Source organism: Pseudomonas sp. HMWF006 (assembly GCF_003061205.1).
In the GTDB taxonomy this organism is placed as follows: Bacteria; Pseudomonadota; Gammaproteobacteria; order Pseudomonadales; family Pseudomonadaceae; genus Aquipseudomonas; species Aquipseudomonas monsensis.
Genome location: NZ_QAIU01000192.1, coordinates 1 through 1,908, shown reverse-complemented (window position 1 = coordinate 1,908; position 1,908 = coordinate 1). Strand labels below are relative to the sequence as shown.

General features: G+C 61.1%; 2 protein-coding genes. One reads left to right on the top strand and one right to left on the bottom strand.

Annotated elements, in window-relative coordinates; translation table 11 throughout:
* On the top strand, positions 1–433 hold a 433-nt coding region (locus tag DBR24_RS07590; RefSeq protein ID WP_128614392.1), incomplete at its 5' end, for an FAD-binding oxidoreductase.
* A 113-nt stretch (positions 434–546) separates the two neighbouring features.
* Here the strand turns inward: DBR24_RS07590 and DBR24_RS07585 are convergent.
* The gene (locus tag DBR24_RS07585; protein WP_128614391.1) at positions 547–1,893 is read right to left on the bottom strand and encodes a sigma-54 dependent transcriptional regulator; all 1,347 of its coding nucleotides are present in this window, start codon (positions 1,891–1,893) and stop codon (positions 547–549) included.
* Positions 1,894–1,908: the final 15 nt, after the last annotated feature.

Here is a 1,908-nt window from a genome sequence, read left to right as displayed (position 1 = left end):
GGTCAAAGGCCAGATGATTCTGTACAAATGCGCGGCCGATTTCCTGCCGAGCATGGTTCTGGCCAAGGGACGCTATGCGATTCCGCGTCGTGACGGGCACATCCTGATTGGCAGTACGCTGGAGCACGAAGGCTACGACAAGACGCCGACCGATGTGGCGCTGGAAAGCCTCAAGGCGTCGGCGGTCGAGTTGATTCCCGCGTTGGCGGATGCCGAGGTGGTGGGGCATTGGGCCGGGTTGCGTCCTGGCTCGCCGGAAGGGATTCCGTACATCGGCCGGGTGCCGGGGTTCGCGGGTTTGTGGTTGAACTGCGGGCATTACCGTAACGGGTTGGTGCTGGCGCCGGCGTCGTGTCAGTTGTTTGCCGATGTGATGCTGGGGCGGACACCGATCATTGATCCGGCACCGTATGCGCCTGAAGGCCGCATTTAGTCAGATATTTTTCCACGGCCTGGCAGACCGTTTTCGCCAGCAAGCCCGCACCCACAGTTGATCGTGTCGGTCACAAATCCAATGTGGGCGCGAGCTTGCTCGCGAAGGTGGCCTCAATCCAGGCCGAGTTTTTTCAACCTGTAACGCATCGACCGAAACGACAGGCTCAAGCGCTGCGCCGCCGCCGTGCGATTCCAGCGCGTCTCCTCCAGCGCCTGCAGGATCAACTTGCGTTCGACGTTCTCTAGATAATCTTCCAGGTTGTCGATTTGCGTCAGGTCGGCAATTGCGCCACCCGCTGCGCAGTTACCCTCGCTCAGGCGCAAGTCCTCAGCTTCGATCGTCCGGTTTTCACACAAGGTATGCGCCCGTTCGAGGACGTTTTCCAGCTCGCGCACATTCCCCGGAAAGCGGTAGTTCTTCAGGGTTTCCAGCGCTTGCGGGTGCAGGCGCGCCGGCGGTTGGCCGGTGTCCTTGGCCAGGCGCTTGAGCACGTGCGCCGCCAGCACTTCAATGTCATCGCGTCGTTCGCGCAAGGACGGTACGCGCAATTCGATGACGTTAAGCCGGTAATACAGATCTTGACGAAAGCGTTCGGCAGCCACTTCGGCGTCCAGATCCTTGTGGGTGGCGCACAGAATACGCACATCGACCACGGTTTCCTGTTGGCCACCGACGCTGCGCACGGCTTTTTCCTGAATCGCCCGCAGCAGTTTCACTTGCATGGACAGCGGCAGGTCCGCCACTTCATCGAGAAACAATGTGCCGCCGTGAGCTGCCTGGAACAGTCCGGGCTTGTCCTCGACCGCACCGGTAAAACTGCCTTTGCGGTGACCGAAGAATTCACTCTCCATCAATTCCGAAGGAATGGCCCCGCAGTTCACCGGCACGAAGGGCTGGCTGGCGCGCGGGCCTTGTTCGTGGATCAGCCGCGCCACCAGTTCCTTGCCGCTGCCGGACTCGCCGCTGATGTACACCGGCGCCTGGCTGCGGGCGAGTTTGTCGATCTGTTTGCGCAGATTGCGCATGGGCGACGAGTCGCCGAGCAAGCGCCGGTCAATTGAGGTGCACACGCCACCGGCCACCGGCATGCGCAAGGCGGTGCCGACCAGTTCACGCAGGCGGGTGAGGTCCACCGGTTTGGTCAGAAAGTCAAAAGCCCCGGCCTTCAGCGCGTTGATTGCGGTTTCGAGGCTGCCATACGCGGTGATCATCGCCACCGGCAGCTGTGGATAACGTTGCTGAATGTGTTGTACCAGATCCAGGCCGGTGCCATCGGGCAGGCGCATGTCGGTCAGGCACAGGTCGAAGGACTGGCGCTGCAACAGGGCCTGGGCTTCGCCGAGATTACGCGCGCTGAAGGTGTCGAGTTTCATCCGTCCCAGGGTGATTTCCAGGAGTTCGCGGATATCCGGCTCGTCGTCGACGATGAGGATTTTTTGCCGTGGGCTCGTGTTCAACTTTGTTTCCGTCCG